20 protein-coding genes are annotated in these 20,270 nt (G+C 37.3%); 2 read left to right on the forward strand and 18 right to left on the reverse strand.

Features of this window, described 5'->3' with window-relative positions; all coding sequences use genetic code 11:
• Positions 1 to 38 precede the first annotated feature (38 nt).
• From kduD to ACZ5R4_RS10695, 14 genes are all read right to left on the reverse strand, one after another.
• On the reverse strand, positions 39 to 821 hold the full coding sequence (gene kduD / locus ACZ5R4_RS10630; RefSeq protein ID WP_109984700.1) for a 2-dehydro-3-deoxy-D-gluconate 5-dehydrogenase KduD: 783 nt from the start codon (positions 819 to 821) through the stop codon (positions 39 to 41).
• A gap of 12 nt (positions 822 to 833) precedes the next feature.
• Entirely contained in the window at positions 834 to 1,664 is an 831-nt protein-coding gene (gene kduI, locus ACZ5R4_RS10635) for a 5-dehydro-4-deoxy-D-glucuronate isomerase (protein WP_054788474.1), read from the reverse strand.
• Positions 1,665 to 1,684: 20 nt separating this feature from the next.
• Positions 1,685 to 2,695, reverse strand: a complete 1,011-nt coding sequence (locus tag ACZ5R4_RS10640; protein ID WP_464368452.1) for a PfkB family carbohydrate kinase — start codon at positions 2,693 to 2,695, stop codon at positions 1,685 to 1,687.
• Positions 2,692 to 3,336, reverse strand: a complete 645-nt coding sequence (locus tag ACZ5R4_RS10645) for a bifunctional 2-keto-4-hydroxyglutarate aldolase/2-keto-3-deoxy-6-phosphogluconate aldolase (RefSeq protein ID WP_464368453.1) — start codon at positions 3,334 to 3,336, stop codon at positions 2,692 to 2,694. The genes ACZ5R4_RS10640 and ACZ5R4_RS10645 overlap by 4 nt, the downstream gene beginning before the upstream one ends.
• Positions 3,333 to 4,028 carry a rhamnogalacturonan acetylesterase gene (locus tag ACZ5R4_RS10650; protein WP_464368454.1) on the reverse strand — a complete coding sequence of 232 codons (696 nt, stop codon included), beginning with the start codon at positions 4,026 to 4,028 and terminating at the stop codon, positions 3,333 to 3,335. The genes ACZ5R4_RS10645 and ACZ5R4_RS10650 overlap by 4 nt, the downstream gene beginning before the upstream one ends.
• The gene (locus tag ACZ5R4_RS10655; RefSeq protein WP_109984697.1) at positions 4,025 to 5,122 is read right to left on the reverse strand and encodes a glycoside hydrolase family 88/105 protein; all 1,098 of its coding nucleotides are present in this window, start codon (positions 5,120 to 5,122) and stop codon (positions 4,025 to 4,027) included. The genes ACZ5R4_RS10650 and ACZ5R4_RS10655 overlap by 4 nt, the downstream gene beginning before the upstream one ends.
• Before the next feature lie 19 nt (positions 5,123 to 5,141).
• Complete coding sequence (locus ACZ5R4_RS10660) at positions 5,142 to 6,707, reverse strand: glycoside hydrolase family 43 protein (protein ID WP_109984696.1); 1,566 nt, start codon at positions 6,705 to 6,707, stop codon at positions 5,142 to 5,144.
• A complete protein-coding gene (locus tag ACZ5R4_RS10665) occupies positions 6,707 to 8,224 on the reverse strand; it encodes a glycoside hydrolase family 28 protein (protein ID WP_277677999.1) in 1,518 nt (505 codons plus the stop codon). Before ACZ5R4_RS10665 ends, ACZ5R4_RS10660 begins: the two co-directional genes overlap by 1 nt.
• 4 nt (positions 8,225 to 8,228) lie before the next feature.
• Positions 8,229 to 8,546 carry a cupin domain-containing protein gene (locus ACZ5R4_RS10670; protein WP_054788472.1) on the reverse strand — a complete coding sequence of 106 codons (318 nt, stop codon included), beginning with the start codon at positions 8,544 to 8,546 and terminating at the stop codon, positions 8,229 to 8,231.
• On the reverse strand, positions 8,546 to 9,754 hold the full coding sequence (locus ACZ5R4_RS10675) for an MFS transporter (protein ID WP_054860732.1): 1,209 nt from the start codon (positions 9,752 to 9,754) through the stop codon (positions 8,546 to 8,548). The genes ACZ5R4_RS10670 and ACZ5R4_RS10675 overlap by 1 nt, the downstream gene beginning before the upstream one ends.
• Before the next feature lie 26 nt (positions 9,755 to 9,780).
• Positions 9,781 to 10,875, reverse strand: coding sequence for a hypothetical protein (locus ACZ5R4_RS10680; RefSeq protein WP_464368455.1), 1,095 nt, complete (start codon positions 10,873 to 10,875; stop codon positions 9,781 to 9,783).
• Between the two features lie 28 nt (positions 10,876 to 10,903).
• Positions 10,904 to 11,785, reverse strand: coding sequence for a carbohydrate ABC transporter permease (locus ACZ5R4_RS10685; RefSeq protein ID WP_109984691.1), 882 nt, complete (start codon positions 11,783 to 11,785; stop codon positions 10,904 to 10,906).
• Positions 11,786 to 11,805: 20 nt separating this feature from the next.
• Positions 11,806 to 12,765 carry an ABC transporter permease subunit gene (locus ACZ5R4_RS10690; RefSeq protein WP_054860752.1) on the reverse strand — a complete coding sequence of 320 codons (960 nt, stop codon included), beginning with the start codon at positions 12,763 to 12,765 and terminating at the stop codon, positions 11,806 to 11,808.
• A 265-nt stretch (positions 12,766 to 13,030) separates the two neighbouring features.
• Positions 13,031 to 14,530 carry an extracellular solute-binding protein gene (locus tag ACZ5R4_RS10695; RefSeq protein ID WP_464368485.1) on the reverse strand — a complete coding sequence of 500 codons (1,500 nt, stop codon included), beginning with the start codon at positions 14,528 to 14,530 and terminating at the stop codon, positions 13,031 to 13,033.
• A gap of 357 nt (positions 14,531 to 14,887) precedes the next feature.
• Between ACZ5R4_RS10695 and ACZ5R4_RS10700 the strand changes: the two genes are divergently transcribed.
• Both ACZ5R4_RS10700 and ACZ5R4_RS10705 read left to right on the forward strand, forming a co-directional pair.
• Positions 14,888 to 15,568 carry a YesL family protein gene (locus ACZ5R4_RS10700; RefSeq protein WP_347835772.1) on the forward strand — a complete coding sequence of 227 codons (681 nt, stop codon included), beginning with the start codon at positions 14,888 to 14,890 and terminating at the stop codon, positions 15,566 to 15,568.
• Between the two features lie 36 nt (positions 15,569 to 15,604).
• Positions 15,605 to 17,896 (forward strand): AraC family transcriptional regulator, encoded by a 2,292-nt coding sequence (locus tag ACZ5R4_RS10705; protein ID WP_464368456.1) that lies wholly within the window; start codon positions 15,605 to 15,607, stop codon positions 17,894 to 17,896.
• Positions 17,897 to 17,943: 47 nt separating this feature from the next.
• On the opposite strand, the gene ACZ5R4_RS10710 is transcribed toward ACZ5R4_RS10705, so the two are convergent.
• Genes ACZ5R4_RS10710 through ACZ5R4_RS10725 form a run of 4 tightly spaced genes read right to left on the reverse strand, consistent with a single transcriptional unit; the run spans position 17,944 to position 20,037 of the window.
• Complete coding sequence (locus ACZ5R4_RS10710; protein ID WP_054788468.1) at positions 17,944 to 18,189, reverse strand: hypothetical protein; 246 nt, start codon at positions 18,187 to 18,189, stop codon at positions 17,944 to 17,946.
• A gap of 29 nt (positions 18,190 to 18,218) precedes the next feature.
• Positions 18,219 to 18,848 (reverse strand): hypothetical protein, encoded by a 630-nt coding sequence (locus tag ACZ5R4_RS10715; RefSeq protein WP_054788467.1) that lies wholly within the window; start codon positions 18,846 to 18,848, stop codon positions 18,219 to 18,221.
• Between the two features lie 24 nt (positions 18,849 to 18,872).
• Positions 18,873 to 19,700 (reverse strand): undecaprenyl-diphosphate phosphatase, encoded by an 828-nt coding sequence (locus tag ACZ5R4_RS10720; protein ID WP_054788466.1) that lies wholly within the window; start codon positions 19,698 to 19,700, stop codon positions 18,873 to 18,875.
• Positions 19,701 to 19,722: 22 nt separating this feature from the next.
• Positions 19,723 to 20,037 (reverse strand): PadR family transcriptional regulator, encoded by a 315-nt coding sequence (locus ACZ5R4_RS10725; RefSeq protein ID WP_245902330.1) that lies wholly within the window; start codon positions 20,035 to 20,037, stop codon positions 19,723 to 19,725.
• Positions 20,038 to 20,270: the final 233 nt, after the last annotated feature.

Consider the following 20,270-nt stretch of genomic DNA (forward strand, 5'->3'; position numbering starts at 1 on the left):
GAAAAGAGTGACTAACCAAACAGCTAGTCACTCTTTTATTATCTTGCTAACCAGCCACCATCTACGGCTAATACATGACCATTCATATAATCAGATGCTCGGCTTGCGAGGTAGACTACTGTACCCATTAAATCACTTGGCTCTGCCCAATAGCCCGCAGGAATTCTTGATAAAATCTCTGCATTTCGTTTTTCATCGGCACGGATGGGCGCTGTATTTTTGGTTGCAAAATATCCAGGTGCGATTGCGTTCACTTGGATCCCATGCTCTGCTAATTCATTGGCAAACGATTTAGTCAAGCCCGCTACCGCATGCTTGCTTGCTGTATATGGCGGTATAAATTTTCCTCCTTGGAATGTGAGCATGGAGGCGATATTAATGATTTTGCCTGAACCTTGTGCGACCATAGCCTTTGCTGCCGCTTGGCTTAGAAAATAGACAGCATCCAAATTTAGTGCCATCACATCATCCCAATCCTCATCCTTATACTCTAATAAAGGATTACGGCGAATTGTCCCAGCATTGTTGACTAATATATCTACTGTGCCAAACTCCTTTTGACAAGCAGGAACCACATTGGATAGTTGCTCACGATCCATTAAATCAGCCTGATAGAATTGTGCTTTCCCTTCTTTTCCTTCTAATAATGCTTTTGTGTCATCCCAATTCGTTCCATGTGTCACAACGAACACATCCGCTCCAGCTGCTGCCAGTGCAACGGTATACGCTTGACCAAGACCCGTGTTACCACCAGTAATGATCGCTGTTTTTCCTTTTAATGAAAAATAATTTAGTGAAAAATCTTGGATTCCTGCACTCATAACACTACCTCCTTATCGTAACTGATCCATACTTATATGATCCATATCATCATAAGTAATGTTTTCGCCACACATTCCCCAAATGAATGTATAGTTACTAGTTGCTGTACCACAATGGATGGACCAACTTGGTGAGATAACGGCTTGTTCATTTTTCAGAACAAGATGCCTTGTTTCTTCTGGCTCGCCCATAAAGTGGAAGGCACGCGTATTTTCCTCCATATCAAAATATAAGTAGACTTCACTTCGACGGTCATGAGTATGTGCAGGCATCGTGTTCCAAACACTTCCTGGCATAAGCATCGTTAAGCCCATTTGTAATTGACAGCTTTCACACACATTTGGATGAATATATTGGTGAATTTTTCGTTCATTCAACGTACCTGGCTCTCCTAATTCCAGTGGCTTAATATCTTTAATATCGATCTTCACGGTTGGATAAGTATGGTGTGCTGGTGCTGAATTAATATAGAATTTCGCAGGTGCTGCCGGATCATTGGAGCCGAACCATACTTCTTTTGTTCCTCTACTTACATATAGACCGTCATGTCGTTTCATTTCATAACGTTCCCCATCTAGTAGGACATAGCCATCATTACCAATATTAATGATCCCAAGCTCTCTTCGCTCTAAAAAATAGCTAACCCCTAGTTGTTTATCTAATTTAATCGTTAATTCTTCAGATGAAGGTGTCACACCACCAAAGATCATACGGTCAACATGTGTATAGGTTAAATGAACCTTCCCTGCTTCGAATAGTTTTTCTACTAGAAATTTTTCTCTCAGCTCGTCTGTGTTATATCTTTTAATCTCCTCTGGATGGTTGGCATAACGTACTTCCATGAATAATTCCTCCTTGAAAATTATCGATTAATCTCTTGATTTATACTTTGGATAAATTGCTCCACCTCAGGTATGGAAAAGGCATTGCCATCTCCTTTGACAGTGTGCTTCAATACACTTGCACCTGTTGCGAAACGAACCATATCTATCGGGTTCCATCTATGGAGAATCCCGTATAGAATTCCTGCTGCATAAGCATCCCCCCCACCAATACGATCAATAATTGGTTCAATGGTATAAGTAGCTGTTTGCTCGAGCATCCCTTCCCTATATAGATAACCTTGTAAAAAATGAACAGATGACGATTTTACATCCCTTTTCGTCGAAGCGAATAGCTCGATATTTGGATATAACTCTCGGATATTATCATAATAATACTGTAGTTTCTCTTTATGCGTTAGCTCTTCTTCGACTGGTTCGATATTTAATAGATAAATAGCATCCATATGATTACAAAAGGCTATATCGACATATGGCAAAGCCTTTTGGATGACAATACTTGCTTCTTGTTGACTCCAGAGCTTTGCACGATAGTTGAAGTCAAAGCTAACCTTTATTCCTTGTTCCTTCGCTCGTTTCATTCCTTCTATCGTGATCTCTTGGAGCTCCTCTGAGAGCGCTAACGTAATACCTGTCGTATGAAAAAGCTCTACACCTTCTAATATTCGATCCCATTCTATGTTTTCCTTCTTTATTTGCGAAAAACTAGAAAACTTCCGATCATAGATGACCTGACCAGGACGGTTGCCAATTCCTGATTCGACAAAATACAGTCCTAAGCGATCACCACCCTTTAATAAGAAAGACGTATCCACACTACAACCACGTAAATATCTTTCACAAGTGTCACCAATAAGATTAAGTGGAACGCGACTAATATAACTCGTATTCACTCCAAAATTGGCAAGTGAAACGGCAACATTAGCCTCTGCTCCCCCATAATAAAAACTGAACTGATTCGTTTGCTGAAGTCTAGCTGTAGGATCTGTGGTGAGACGCATTAGCATTTCGCCAAACGTAACTACCCTCATACACTCGCCTCTTTTACTTTTGCTACATATTGCCTTGCAAGCTCTGTAATTTTTGCATAATCACCCATTTTAGCTGGGGCTACGAGATTTCCTCCTATCCCCACAGCAATGGCACCTGCCTCCAGCCAATCCTTTATATTGTCTAGGTTCACTCCCCCTGTGGGCATCATGTTCGCTTGAGGGATTGGGGCATGTACAGCCTTTAGAAATCCAGGACTCACATTACTGCCAGGGAATACTTTTACTACATCTGCTCCACTTTCCATTGCTTCCTTAATCTCTGTGACAGTTAGGCAACCCGGCATATATGGGGTTTGATACAAATTACAAAGTTTTGCTGTAGCTGCATCAAATGATGGGCTGACAATAAAGGTAGCGCCAGCAAAGATCGCCTGTCTTGCTGTATAGGCATCTAATACGGTACCTACGCCGATCGTTATCTCCTTCCCCCCTCGATATTTTTCTACTAACTGCTCGATAACGTTCTCTACATGGGGAATCGAATAAGTTAGCTCCACCGCTTTTATTCCACCTTCTATACAGGCATCCACGACCTTTAAAGCTTGCTCTTCCGTATCTGTACGAATCACCGCTACTACTTTTTGGACTTCAATATTGGATAATACACGTAATTTGTTCATTCGGTCACCTCTATCTTTTTGACATATCTACTTAAAGGATGACTCCTTTCTATTAACTCCTGTATAAAGATTCCTGCATGAGCCATTGCTCCTTCTTCCCGTAAATGAGTATCATCCTTCGCCCCATCAGGATATGAAGAAAATTGGTTTGTTTCAAGCCACATAAACCACTTCTTTGATTCATTGAGCCCTAACCTTTCTATCGCCTCTGACGTTTTTTGGAGCATATCGATACAAACCACCTTTTCTAAAAGTGCGAGCTGGCGAACTGCATCTGGATAATGACCATGGGTGTCTTTTAAGAAGCCTTTTTCATCAAAATGTCTTCTAGCGATTGAGGTTAGTAGAATCGGGGTTACTCCATGGCCTCTAGCACTTACTATCATAAAACGCAAATTCTCTTGATAAGTAGTAAAAGGATCTGTGGCTCGTTCTTTATCTAATTTTTGATCATTATGTCCAAATTGAATAAGCACATAATCCCCTGATTGAAATTGTCGTTCCATTTCAGTCCATCTATTTTCAGAGAGGAATGATTTTGTACTTCTTCCAGAAGCGGCATGATTTTGCACCTTTATTTCATCGGTGAAAAAATAAGGCAATACTTGTCCCCATCCCATCTGTGGATAGTGACTATCCTCATAATCCGCCATCGTTGAGTCTCCGGCTATAAATAGCTGTATCTTTTTCATTGGCCTTGCTCATTCCCAATAGCTAATTGAATACTCGCTAAAATAAATGCACCTACTCCATGTAGATCATTCGTACTTGTATCACGGTGTACATAATAATCATACGTGCCAATCGATGTTCCTATGCAAATATCATGTAAAAGAAAGTTTCCTTGCTCATCCAATTGTACTTTGTTCTCCAGAAGTCCTTGATATGCCTTTTCCGCATTAGCCCAATAACTACGGTCAATATAGCCTTTGTTGACTGCTTTTGCAATCGCATAAGTAAACAAACAGGAGCAGGAGCTTTCTAAATAGTTATCCTGTTCGTCCGCTTTATCCACCACTTGATACCATAATCCGGTCTTTTCATCCTGAAATTCGATCAGTGCATCGATTAATTCCTTCACGACGTGCTTTAATTCCGCTCGTTTCTGATGACCTTCTGGAAGCATCTCGATAAAGTTTGCTGTCACCATGCTATACCAGCCAAGCGCTCGTCCCCACACCTCTGGAGCGTGGCCTTTTGCTGTGGACCATGGGGTTTTTTTGCTTTCATCATAACCGTGGTAATATAAGCCATTTTCCTTTTTGGTGTTCTTTCGCATTAGTCTTTCTTGTTCCATTACTAGATCGATAAGCTCTGGTTCATCAAACATTTGGCCATATTGAATTGTAAAAGGTCCCGCCATATATAAGCCATCTAGCCACATTTGATAAGGATATTTGTCCTTATGCCAGAAACCACCTTCTTTTGTTTGGTTCAATGTATCTAATAAATGGCGTAGCTTAGCTGCAGCGACCTTGTAACGATTCTCCTTTGTCTCCTGATAAAGAGGTAGTAATAATAAACCTGGTTGAATCGCATCAAGCTCACTTCTAGCGAAATAGAAGTTCCCTTCTTCATCGATCAACTTATCTACATATTCCTTAAAATAATGAAAATATCTTGGTTCACCCGTTAATTTCCATACGTCATACATTCCACACAAAAAGACACCTTGATGATAATGCCAGCGATCTGCTGGAGGAAGTTTGACGGGCTCGTATTGATTCATTAAAGTATCACAAGCAAGCCTTGCCCAATCTAGTGCTGTTTTTTGTTTTACTACCATTTCATTGACCCCTCTCTATTTAAGAAATTCCGTGATATTCAAACAAATCAAAATCTGCATAATTGCTGCTGTCTTCCCCATTTGCTGAACAATACATCCCGATATAAGCACCAACAAAGCCACCCGCTTTATCTGTACTTAATATCGTGCCATCCACGTCACATGCCAATGCTACCCAATCTAGAGCTTTTTCCGCAAAATAGAACTGATAGCTTTGGCCATTAGCCTCTACTTTCAAATATAATTTGCTACTATTAATCGGCTTTTTAGCTACTTGCTTATCCACACCTGCTTCTCTTCTTATTAATTGAATATTACGCTCGCCTTTTTCAAGCACTACCTCCATTCGGAATTGAAAGTCCTGATTCTGCAATAAGACAATACCAGCTGTTTCATTATCCTGTGTTGGACTAAATTCCATTACAGTTTGTGCGAAAAAGTCGATATGCTGTTGCCTTCTTCCTACAAAAGAAGGATTTTCCTCTTCCATAATGGTTTCTTTTTTCGCTTTTAATCTTAAAAATCCGGACCTTTCTGACAATGACCAAAAATCTCCACGTGGTGTCCTTAAGAAATTCCATTGATCATCTAGTGTATCTGCATCAAATGAATCAGCTTGTGGTAAAGCAGGCCATTTGTGCTCCGATAACTTCGGAAAAGGCATCTCTTCTTCTACAAAGCCTTTTCCCGGATTAACAATGGGCCAGCCGTCCTCCCAAATAAACGGTACTAAAAAGGTTTCTCGTCCTAAATTTCGATAATAGCCTCCATATGGACGTGATCCTAGACAAACCATCCACCAGTCACCATCCTGTGTCTCCACAATGTCGGCATGACCGATATTGACGATTGGGTGATTTTTTCCTAAATGTCGATGTGTAAGAATAGGATTCGTCTCCGTCATTTCATATGGTCCCGTTACATTTTTACTACGTGCAATGGTCACAGCGTGTGTATGTCCTGTTCCACCTTCTGCAATCATTAAATAATACCAACCATTTATTTTATATAAGTGCGGAGCTTCTTGCGCATGAGCATTCTTTAGCGCACCATCCCACAGACTATATTTAGGTCCGACTAATTGCTTTTTCTCTAGATCTAATTCCTGAAGCCAAATCTCATTGTGTTTTTTATATTTCGGACCTGATGGTGGCTTGCGATTACCTGTATAGTAGACCTTTCCATCATCATCAAATAATAAGGAGGGATCAATTCCTGGTGCATCCTCAAGCCAATTAGGCTTAGACCACGGACCAGCGGGATCTGTTGCCGTTACGTAAAAATTACGTCTAGCACCTGTTTGACTAACGACAAATGTTGTAATCATATAAAAAATGCCATCATGATAACGAATCGTTGGTGCATAAATCCCTCTAGAATTAGGAGTCTGATCTAAATTCAATTGTTCCGGTCGATCTAATACATGACCAATCTGACGCCAATTGACTAAATCCTTACTATGGAATATTGGCACACCTGGGAAATATTCAAAGCTTGATGTCACAAGGTAATAGTCTTCTCCTACTCGACAAATGGATGGATCTGGATAAAAACCGGGAATAATCGGATTTTGGTAGGTTTTCATTATGGAGTAACCTCACTTTCCACTCTTTTCAAATAATCATCGCCTAGCTGATCTCTTTGTATTCCGTTTACATGAATACTCTCTGTGTTCTTAGATACAACCACTGGAGTACCCATCTCTTTATTTTTTAAAGCAAACTGTTCAAGCATAATATCATTTGATTCCTCTATTACTAGCCCAGGACCTTTTCTTGTTAGAATTCGAACATGGTGAAGCTGAAGGTCGTTAATATATTTCGCAAACATACCTTCCCCAGCCATTTCGATAACCTCTCTAACCATATCTGGTTCTCCTCCAGGAACATGGTAATCCTGAGTCATCTCAATGGTGACATGCTCTAGGCTCACTTCCTTTACCGGCATTTCTGGAAGCCCATAAAGGAATCCCGCTGCTGCTCGACAATTTTTCGCTGTCACATGGCTAATTCGAACCTGCTCTACTATAGGCGTTTTTTCACTGATTGGAATAGCTTTAGCATCCAACAATTCTGGGTTACTTCTATTTACTCCGTGACGATAGAAGGAGTTAATCGTGAAAGGACACAATACATCTTCCATCAAGACGTTATTCACTAAAACATTACGAATAAAACCACCACGCTCTCGATTCGTTTTCATTCGTATTCCACGATCTGTTCCATTAAATACACAATTAGATATCGTTACATTTTCGATACCACCTGAATTTTCACTACCAAACACCACCCCACCATGGCCATGGTGCATCGTACAATTCGTTACGGTTACATTTTTCGTCGGTACATTGTATTGGCGACCATCTTCATTAATACCAGATTTGAGTACAACGCAATCATCGCCAACATCAAAATGACAGTCAGAAACTCGTACATTAAGACATGATTCAATATCCAATCCATCTCCATTCGGTGTATCAGAAGGGTTTAAGAAATGAACATTATGCACCGATATGTTTTGACAGAAGACAAGATGTGTATTCCAAAAAGGAGAGTTAGTAACCGTAATTCCACTGATGCTTGCATTTTTCACCTGATAAAATTGAATCAATGGCGGTCGCAAGAATTGTGATGGCCATTCTACAAGATTTGTATCTGCTGGCTCTGTAAAGAGGGCATTCGCTTTTGCAATTTCCTTTGTTTTTAGCGATTCATAATGCTCTCCTTTTCTCAGCTTGCCATTGATCTCCCACCAGGCTTGCCCATTTCCATCCAACACACCCTCACCCTTAATCGTTACATTTTCCGCATTTTGTGCAAAAACAAGCGGCATAAACCCATGACATACATAGCCAGACCATCTCGTTTTCACCACTGGAAATTGATCGAAATCATCGATAAAGGACAGGACTGCACCTGCATCTAAATATAAGGTTAGATTGCTCGCTAATTGGATTGGGCCTGTTATGAACTTACCTGCTGGAACATAAACCGTTCCTCCACCCGCTTTTGTACATGCTTGAATTGCTTGATGGATAGCATTCGTACTAACGTCACTATCATCAGGCAATGCACCGAATTCTGTAATATCATAAAAACCCATGTCATCACTCCTTCAGTAAATCTTCTCTTAATGGGGTAAATACATCTAATAGCTTACTAGGCTCTAGTGCCTTCACTCCATGGACCGCATTGGACGGTATATGTATGGTTTCACCTTTTTCAATAACTATTTCCTTTTCATCCACTTGAAAAGCTAATTTCCCTTCAAGGCAATAGGTTAATTGCTCATGTGGATGATGATGACTAGAACCTTCCGCACCTTTTTCAAAGACAACCTCCATCATCATCACCTTGTTTCCAGGACGATGAATTTTTCGCTTCACCCCTGGTTCCGCTTGCTCCCATTGATTAATGACACTCATTATGCATCCTCCTTATCTGTGATTAACATTGGTAAAAATAATTGAATGGCCATTGAGCCAACAATGACATAGGCAACAGTCTTTGTATCTATGCCACTGGAAAAGATCATAAATAGGATAATACCCAATCCACGACCTAGATTAATGATAGTTTCTCTTAATACTATCGACTCCACTCGAAACTCTGTTTTCAATGGAATTCTATTGATCCACTGAAAATAATAAGCTGCATAAGCATTTGCTTGAATGGGCTTCACCATATTTTGCGTAATCATAAAGAAGATCACACTCCACATCGCGATTTCCCAGGTTAAAAAGCTTCCAGCTAATAAAAAGCCTATCGCTGCTATCCAAAGATAACGCTTCGTATCTTGAATATTAGCAAAACGAGAAAAGATAAAACTTACCAAAATAGACACTGCTAGAAATCCTGCATTTAAATATCCAACTACCGCTTCATCTTCAAAAATGCTATAAATCAAGATTGGTGTCATGTACATCAATATCCCTTGTGGAAAACCGATGACCAACCATCCTGCTAAGGCACTTATAAACCTCCGCTCTCGTTTTACGATAAGTCCTAAATATTTCATATAATAATTGCGATGGCGTATGGATTCTCTTACCATTTGGAAGCTTCTTAATGTCACAATAAAAAACATCAAAAATGCAATCGAAAAGATGATCACATATCCAGTCAAGCCTGTAAATAATTCAATCACAAATCCGGCTAATGCTGGCGCTATCAAATTCGTTGTTCCCATGACCATTTGATTCCAGCCTAAATATCGATGTCGATTATGATCAGAGGATACCTCATGAACGATCGTAAAGTACGCAACCCAATACAAGCCTTGTGCGATCCCTCTCAACAAAGCAAACCAATAATAATAAGTGACAATTTGCTCTTGGACAATAACAATGAATAAATAAAATAAGGCAGTCATCACGATGCCATAGCGATAAATAGTTGTTCTGCCTTTTCTTTTTGACATTTTGCCTATAAAAAAAGTAGTTCCAGCCTGTGATAAAATGGCTACTAAATTATAGATTCCATTCACCCATAAGCTATTCGTCAATCGCCATAAATATAAATTGACAAAAATAATGGAAAGGGAACCACCAAACTGAAAGATCGCATGGTTGATGAGAATATTAATAGCATGCTTAGATAAATGCTTTTCCTTCTCGATTCTGTCTTGTTGCATGAACGGTAACACTTCTTTCCACTATTTTAATTATTCCAAAATTCACTGTTAGCTATGATGGCTTTTGGATCTACTCCTAACAATTTATGAAGTTGGATACGTATAAGAGTTGCTTGGGTAGTAGCATTCATATCACCCTCCACTAATCCCATTCCGAGCTGGACAGGTTCTGGCATGTTAGGATAGTAATCTCCCTCTTTCACTTGAGCCACATTCGGCGCCTTTGGTGAATGGGCAAGTTCTCTTGAAAAAGCACCATCTGCTCTCTTAAGCCTTGACATATTCTCGATCGTAATTGATGTAATCTCCTTAAGCTCTTCCTCTGGAATATCTAAGGCTAAATAGGATAATAGATCAATAGGATTTCGGATATAACACATATCGATAGCCTCTTCCTGCCGTAGACATCTAAGAATACTTTGATAAATTCTTTCCTTATTAGGCATTGGAATCTGATAGCTTCGGTAAAAGGTGTGCAACTTAAAAGTTCCAGATATTCTTTCATAAACAGATCCTTCTCCCCACAAACCCGTTTGCCTATCTTGAAGACCTGCTAAATAGGCTGCAAAGGCATCGACAAATTTTCTTTGCGTTTCCTTTGGCATCTCTCTTATATAAACGGTAGAGGAGGCTAATAAATCGCAGCCTCTCCAACTATTTCTCAAATCAATACTCTCCCATTTCTCGCGATATGCTTCTACAGAAGTAGTATAAGCAGGAGCTTCTCGTAAAGAAAGAGGAAGAGGATATCGATTCGATGCCCCTAACCTTTTTAAGGAGTTTAGTGAATAATTCAGCGCTCGGTGAACCATTACTTCATCCTCTTTCATTCTTGGATGTGGATCATAGAAGTATCCAGTTTTTACGTCTTGCTTCGATTGAAAGAATTGTACCATTTTTCCTTTTATGGGATTCGGCATCTGATCTAATAGATGATGCCGAATTAGTATATTCAATGCTTGTGCACTAGATTCTATATCTGGAGTGAAGTCTTCGTTTTCTACCGAGCTTCTTGCATAATAGAAGCCACCTGTTTCAGGGTCATATTGTTTCATTAACCAGTCGAACATTCCCTCGTATAATTGATCTAATTGCTGTAATTTCTCTTCCCGCCAGTCCATTGTGTTATGCTTCCTCTCATTAATTGTCTTAACCTTTTACAGAGCCTAGTAAAGCACCTTTCGCAAAGTATTTTTGCAAAAACGGATAGACTAATAGAATTGGTACTGTAGCTACAACAATCGTTGCCATCTTTATCGTTGTTTCTGGTGGTGGAACATCCGTATAGGCTGCCCCATCATATGTCAAACCACTGGCAAGAACAACGATTTGTCGCAGTAGAACTTGGATTGGCCATTTGCCTGCATCACTTAAATAAAGGATGGCATGCATGTACGTATTCCAATAAGTAACCGCATAGAACAAGGAAATCGTCGCAATAGCTGGCAATGAAATCGGAAGTACAATTCTAAAGAGTATACTAAAGTCATTGGCACCATCGATCTTAGCTGATTCCTCTAGGCTTTCCGGAATATTAACGAAAAAGCTTCTGAGGATGATCATATTAAAAGCATTAATAGTTACTGGAATGATTAAGGCCCATAAGGAGTTTAGTAATCCAGTCTGTTGAACAACTAAGAAGGTAGGGATCATTCCTCCATTAAATAGTAATGTAAAAACAATCAAGAAATTGATCACACGACGACCGACCAAATCTTTTCTTGCTAATCCATAAGCAGTTAAGGTAGAAAAAAACATACTCCATAACGTACCACCTAGTGTCACAATAACGGAAACACCTAAGCCTTTAAAAATCGTATCTGTGGAAAAGATGTACTCATATGCATCTAGCGTGAATTTAGTTGGAAAGAGTAAAAATTTCGTATTCGCCACCTCTGCACTTGTAGCAAATGAACTACCTACAACGTGGATAAATGGTAAAACGGTAATTAGCGCAATCAATGCAAGCAAAAAGTAATTAAAGAAATCAAACATTCTGCTCCCCATTGTTATTCTTTTCTTTTTGGCCATTATCTTCACCTCGCCTAATCTTAGTAGATTCCTTCTTCATTGAATTTCTTCGCTAGCCAGTTCGCAAAGACAACCATAATCAATCCAACGGCACCCTTGAAGAAGCCAACAGCCGTACTATAGCTGAATTGCCCTTGCTGTAAACCAGCTACGTAAACATACGTATCAAATATTTCGGCAACATTACGGTTAGAGGAATTTAATAATAAGTACACATGTTCAAAACCTAGCTCCAATACATCCCCAATTTTTAAAATTAATAAAACGATGATTACATTTCGAATCGCAGGTAGGGTTATATGCCACATCTGACGGAATCGACCTGCTCCATCCATTCTTGCTGCTTCATATAATTGAGGATCTACCGCAGTAATGGCTGCTAAGAAGATAATGGTACCCCAGCCAGCCTCACGCCAAATAACTTGTAAAATATACATTGGTCGGAACCAGTCTTCATTCAGTAAGAAATTAACCTTCTCAAATCCTAGCGACTCTATGATTGCGTTTACAATACCACCATCAAGTGTGAGCATGACATACGAAATAGATACAATAACTACCCATGACATAAAGTGCGGAATATACACAAGTGTTTGAACACCCTTTTTAAAGAAGCTATGTCGCACTTCATTTAACATTAACGATAGAATAATCGGAATCGGGAAATAAACAAATATTTGCAAACCGAACAATATTAATGTATTTTTAAAAATCATCCAAAAATCAGGACTTGCAAACAATCGTTTAAAATGCTCCAATCCTACCCATTCACTTCCCGAAATACCTAAGTAAGGCTTATACTCTTGAAATGAAATAATTAACCCATACATCGGTAAATACTTGTAAATGAAAAAATAGAGAAGACCTGGCAGAATCATTAAATAAATCAATTTATTCTTTTTAATTCTTTTCCATAACTCTGATTTCCTCATTTTTTTGTAATTTCTTTTTTCTTGTTTCGGAGAAATTGTTGTTTCCATAGACATTTTCCTTTCCTCTGAATATCACTACCTATGCATCTGCTTATCCAAATCGTACGTGAGAATTCATATAACGTAAATAATCATTATCTTACGAGTTACCTTTCACTACTGCCATAAGCTTATTCTTAAGAGTTGCTGTTCATAAAAGTAACTAACATAACATAATGATCATCTCCTCATTATAGGAACTTCTTAGTAACAGACAATAGTAGTGCAGTTAAATTTCAGGGCTCTTAAAATGATCTAAGAGCCCTGAGCATGATTATTTTGATTCCTCATAGGATGCATTGTATTCTTCTATAATCTTATCTCCACCTTGTGACTTCCATTCTTCAATGGCTTTATCAAATCCATCTTTGTCGATTTGACCTAGAATGTAATTATACGTAGCATCTGTAATGATTTGTTGCAGTGTACCACCTTCTTTTACGTATGTTTCCGAATAAAGTGGCACTGTTGGATCATTAATAAGGTGTTCTTCATTTTCAAGGAATAATTCTTCCGATTTTGCCTTTGGTTCATAATCAAAATAACCTAAGTAACGACCATTTGTTTCAGGCTCTCCGATTTCAATTGCTTGATATGGTTTTACCTCGCGTTCATTTTTATCGGAATCTAATACTTTAGCAGCACCATCTACTAATTCATAATGCTCTCCTTCAAAGCCCCAGTAAGCGTAATTAGCTACTTCTGGAGACATCATTTGGTCAAAGAAGCCTAAGATTTTCTTCAATTCCTCTTCGGATTCAACAGAGCTCTTAGGGAACATTACTAAGTTACCATAGCCAGGAATCGACCATACACCAAACTCACCACTTGGCCCTTCTACATAATTGTGTACATCAAATTGTGCGTCAGGATTGATCGCAATTGCATCATCATGTAAGCTTCCTACATCACTCATCGCACCTACATAAACACCTGCTGTGCCGTTTTTAATAAATTCTTGTTGGTCCGGTTTACTTGTTACAGGAAAGTCTTGATTAATGTATCCGTTCTCATGCATTTCTTTAAAGAAGTCCATTGTTTGTACATATTCATCAAACATAAATTCTGGTAATAGCTGACCATCCTTTTCTCCCCAATAGTTAGGTGTTCCAAACCAAGAGGAAACCGTTTTAAATGCTCCATAGATTAAATCACTTCGATCTGTTAAGCCGAAAGTATCATCTTTACCATTTCCATCTGGGTCATCCTCTGTGAAAGCTCGTACCATTTCCATAAATTCATCGGTTGTCGTGGGTGCTTCTAAGCCTAAATTCTCCGCCCAGTCTTTACGATAGATAATACCTTGACGTGATAATGGGCGTCCTTGGTATAAAGTATATAATTCCCCATCAATCTTCGTATTGTCTAATACGTTCTGTTTCAATTTAGATAAGTTCTCGAACTCGTCTAAATACTGTCCAACTTCCCAAAACTGCCCATCTTGTATTGCTTCACGGAATTGTATAAAGGTAGCTTGGTTTTTTAAGAAAACAGCATCTGGTAATGAGTTTGTTGCAAAAGCTGTATTTAATCTGTCTTCATAGTTGTTATCTGGTACCCATTGAATCTCAATATCTGTGCTTGTTACTTCTTCTATCTTATTTAATACTTTTTCATCAGGAACCTCTGGTGTGTGTAAGTTTGCCATCATTGAAAAAGAAAAAGTTCCATCTGATCCTTCTTCAGATCCTTCATTATCTCCACTACTTTCTGAAGAACTGTCACTACAAGCAGCTGTCACGAGTAATAAGACGGCAAGTAGCATTAACCCCATTATCTTTTTCCAGTTACTCAAATTAACCACCCTCCAAATATCTATTTAATTTGTTACAACTGAATCGTTGTACATCTACCATAGTAAGCAATAGATACCATCTTGTATATAATCACTTTTTCACAGCTAATGAAAACGTTTACTACAAAAAGCTTTTAATTAGAGATTTTTTTCTGAAATAATCATTTTTCCTTATTGATTATGAAGTGATGAAATAATGATTATTTTATGTTACAAAATCATTACAATCGTTATGTCATAAGGATTAGAACTATCTCATATAATGATTATCGAATGTAAGCGTTTCATTTTTCTGGTTTACTTCTTCTTGATTTATATGTATTCTATATAGTAATAATGAAAGTGAAATTAGGTGAGTTTATGATGGAATTAACAGGTATTTGGGCAAGTCTCTATAAGGTATGCACATGGGTAACAAGATTTGCCTGGTTAAATTTAATTTGGTTACTCGGCACTTTAATTGGCCTTATCTTATTTGGATTAATGCCTGCTACGATCGCCATGTTTACTATTGTAAGAAAGTGGATTCAAAAAGAAACAGATACACCTATTCTATCAACCTTTGTCGACGCTTATAAATCTCATTTTTGGAATGCGAATTTATTCGGCGTTGTCCTTTATGGATTAGGATATTTCTTGTCTGTTTTCCTAAAATATGCTGGCTTAATGAGTGATACTAGCTTTCACTCCGTTTTATTAGGTATTTTTGTTATGGCTACTTTCTTTTATCTCATGTTAGTGTTATATGTCCTGCCGGTATATGTCCATTTTGAATTATCCTTTTGGCAGTATATTCGATATGCTGTAACGATCGGAGCTATTAAATTACACTACTCTATATGTATGGTAACGATATTAGCTGGAGTGTATTTTTTATCCTTTAAATTTCCAGGTGTTGGACTATTTTTTAGTTTTAGCTTTAGTGCCTACATCATTATGTTTTTTGCACATCTAGGTTTTCAGCAATTACTCCAAGTTCAACAAGAGCAAATCGATCATTCTGTTACGACAAATTAACGTGAGAAATAAATTTTTGATAAGGAAGTTATGCCTATGAAAAAATTATCTACCAAGCATTACTTTAAGTTAATTGCTTTCCTTATTATATTAAGTACCGTCCCTGTTATTATTACTGGTAGTCTTTCTTATTGGCAATCTTCCAAAGCCATCATTGATTACTCCAATGATGAAAAAAAGCAAAATATTTTTCAAATTAAGACAAATATCGAACAGGCTCTAAGGTATGTAGATCTTTCTACTACTTATTTTGTTCGTTCTACACAGACAAAGCAATTTTTAAACGAAAATATGAATGCGCTTGCTTTTGAAGATTTTCACAAATTAAGAAGAGATTTGAATCATTTACAAACACTCGAAACAGGGATTGAGGATATTGTTTTTGTTAGTTTTAAGGAAGATTGGCTGATCAATAATAATGGTCTTGTCAACCTTGATGCAAAGACCAATGAGCAAATACATGAAGGCTATATGAACACACCAAAAAAAACCTCTTGGATCCTAGAAAAATCAAGTGATATTCAGTTTCCAAACGCAACCAAGAATAGTTGTTCCCATTACATCAATTTAGTTAAAAAGCTACCGATTTTATCCAGTGATCCAACAGGAATTATCAGTGTTTTGATTCCTGCCTGTGAATTAACAGAAATTATGGCGGAAAGTAATGATAGTGAATCTTTTTTAATATTAGATGAAAATAATCAAACGATCTCCCAAAGTAATCCGAGCTATATTGGCGAGGATGGGTATATTCCTACCTCTCTCTTTAACAAAATTGACCGAGAAGCAACGAAGGGCCAATTTAATTACACTTTTAATGGTACCGAATTTAAGATAAGCTACGAAACATCCCTTTATAATAATTGGACTTATTTATCCTTTGTAAAACTAAGTGATTTGCATGTCAAATCATCTTCGATTGGTTGGATTACCTTATTAATTATTAGTATTTTATTAATTATCTCGGTTATTTTCGCTGTTATTGGTAGTAAGGTCTTGTACAAACCGATTAAACGATTGAAAAATGCTATCAATCCAACAACAGCTGCTAGTAGTAATCGAAATGAGTTTGAATTGATAGAAACACATATTGAAAGTCTATTAAGTCAGAATAATCAGCTAGAACAACGTGTCCAGAACCAAGTTACCCAATTAAAGCAATTATTTATGATGCGTTTATTACAAGGCAAGGTAAGTGAAAGTGAGTTACACACTAAAATAAAGAATTTTCATTACGTAGAAAGCTGGTCCTGGTTGACTGTCTTTTCATTGAAGGTAGATGCCATCGACCAAAATAAGTTTAATAAAAATGACCAAGACCTAATATTATTTGCTATTAATAATTTAATGGAGGATATCATTCCTAGTGAACAACGGTTTACACCAGTTGTACTTAATGATACTCAAACAACCATTTTAATAACTGACTGTGAGAAGGATTCTGATTATACCCACCTCATAAACCAGCAAGTCGAGTTAATTCAACAAAAGGTGAAAGAGCTCCTTCACTTAAGTGTCAGTATCGGAATTAGTTTACGTTATGTTAATCTTTGTGATTCTAATAAAGCATTTAAGGAAAGTAAGGAAGCATTAAAATATCGTTTAAAAATGGGTGAATCCTCCATTATTTATTATAAAAACTTAAACCGAAGATATTCGAGTATCGCTCCATATCCTGTTGCTATCAAAAACCAGATTTTTGATGCGATAAAATTGAGTGAGAAAGATCAGGCAACAGAGGAGATCGATAAGTTTTTTGACTATATCGATCAGAATGATATTCATCATCAGCAATTAGAAATTATTTTATCAAGATTTTTCTATGAATTATTTGAATTAAAGGAATTGCTCGGGATCAGTGTAGAGGATTTTGATTCGACGGAAATGATTACTCATTATCAAAATCTACATTCATTAGAAGAAATGAAAGAATGGGTTGTCCATCGAATCGTTCAGCCACTTATTACGAATCTAGATGCAAAGGATGAAAGTAAAAACAAAAGAATCTCTGACAAGATGATTCGCATTATACACGAAAACTTTAATAAAGATATCTCTCTTGATATTATTGCAGCGGAACTACACTATAATCCAAACTATTTGAGCAGTATTTTTCAAAAAGAAACGAAATTCTCTTTTAGTGAGTATTTACTCCGCTACCGCTTGAATAAAGCGAAGGATTGGTTAACCACAACGGATAAATCTGTAAAAGACATTGCCGAGGAATTACAATACAATAATTCACAAAACTTCATTAGATCCTTCCGTAAAATGGAAGGTATTACTCCAGGGAAATACCGCTTACGCTATAAAAGCAAAGAAGCTTAGGTTTTTGGCTGAGTAAAGTCCTCCTAGTTTTCTGGAGGGCTTATTTTTTATCTTGGTAATCTTGTCTCGTCTAGTCGTTTTCCCCAAGATATATCCTTTATCTTGGTTATCTTGATTCCTCTAATCGTTTTTGAGAAGATATATTCTTTTATCTTGGTGATCTCAGCTTCTCTAATCGCTTTCGCCAAGATATATTTCTTTATCTTGGTGATCTCAGCTGCTCCAATCCCTTTCAACAAGATATATTCTTTTATCTTATATGTTTTTACGTCCCACGTATAAATAAACTCCACTCAATCTACGAGTGGAGTCGTCCTATTTTTTATAGCTTTTTATATATCATCATATCAATTACTTTATACATGAAAAAGACAGTAGCAAACCCAAATGCATAAGCAAAGGAAGTGGCTTCGATGACCACCATGATCACAGGACTCGTCCAGAGATTCACGAGAATTAGTGTGAAGATAAACACAACAGCTAATAATGCCGTATAACCCCACAAATAATAATGGGCAGGAAGCTTAAAAATGGTAGAATCCTTGGCTAGTTTTTCGAATTCCTGCATGGTGAAATGATGAAGGGCAATTTTAGCTGCCTCCTCTGATGATTTCCCCTGTTCAATTAAGTCTGCTTTAAAATCCTCCATGTATGCTAGTAATTCTGCCTTTTCATCCTTATCCATTGCTAGTCTTTCAACAAAAGAGGCAAGATCATGATCTTTTCTATACATAGCGTGGATTTTTATATGATTAATGTAATTAATTATCGACCACATCCCAGCTATAACAATAGCAAAGCCATAGCAAAGGAGTATAGCAAAAGGAGTATAGCTAGGATGATCCTTATAATCTATATAAAGTGTGGTAGCAAAAATGATCACAGAGAGGCATAATAACCATTTGTTTTTCAAATCATTGAAACTAGTAATCTTGATTATCCAATTGCGCATAGCTTATACCTCCATTTCAGAAAATTATAGGAACAAAATTACGAGAATCCCTACAATTACACAATAGTAAGAGAAATATTTTAAATTTCCTTTTGCCATAATATCCATAAACCATTTTAAAGCGAAATAGGTTGCAATAAAGGTGGTAATAAAGGCAATAATATATGGGATTAGTAGAGAATTTATATTTGGGTCCTTCAGAATTTCCGGTATTTCTAATATCCCTGTACCTAAACTTACTGGAATATAAAGTAGAAAAGCAAAACGAAGTGCTGTTTCTTGTTTCATTCCAACTAGCATTGATCCAACGATGGTAGCTCCTGATCGGCTAATTCCAGGGGTTAGGGCAACCATTTGGGCAAGACCCACAATAATAGCATCCTTTGTTGTTAAATCTCCATCATTCTTACGACCTCTTAAGTTACGAATAAGCCATAGAGCCACAGCTGTAATAAGTAACGTAAACCCTACAATCTTAGTGTTACTCAATGCATCGCCAATAGCATCACCAAATAGCACACCAAAAACCCCAACTGGAATGGTAGCAATAATTAGATAGATAATAAATTGAAAGTCCTTGCGATCAGACTCTTCCTTTTCTTTTTTCACGATATACCTTGTACCATTTGTCACTAATCGAATAATATCGTTTCGATAAATGACTAAAACAGCAAGTAAAGAAGCAAAATTGACAAAAATCTCAAAGGACAATCCGTTTGCCTTCACTCCAAATAGTTCTCTAAAAATGATTAAATGTCCACTTGAGGAAATGGGGATTGGTTCTGTAATCCCTTGGACAAGACCTAATATAAAATACTTAATTAATGTTAGAAGCTCTGCACTAAAATCCATATTCTCTTCTCCTTTTCTTGTCTTATATAAAAGCGTTCATCATCTGGACCATCTGTTTCCAATCTTCACTATATTGTATGTACTGCTTTTTGCCAATATCGGTTATTCTGTAATATTTCCTCCTTCCACCTTGACTTTCCTTGCCCCAATAAGAAGTAATGGCCTCATTTTTCTCTAGGCGTTTAAGTGATAAGTATAAGGTGGCTTCCTGTAGTTCGAATGAGCCGCTCGTTCTTTCTTTTATTTTTCTAGATATCTGGTAGCCGTAGCTATCTTCATTTAATAATAGGGATAGTATTAGAAGATCAATTGTACCTTTCAGCATTTCCTTATTCAATCTGTTTACCTCCCTATATTACTTAATAACATTAAGTATTCTAATATAAATTACTTAATAATGCAAGGTATTTTAACAAAAAATATGTAAAGAAAAAAAACCCACTTCATAAAGTAACGGGTACAGGTCTTGGGAAGGAAAATGTTAATTAACAAACAAAATAACAGCCCTTTTAGCATTTCAATTCCAAACGAGTAACATTACAATTAGCATACAAAAACTGCACCTCCAAT

Source organism: Gracilibacillus sp. JCM 18860, assembly GCF_055395245.1.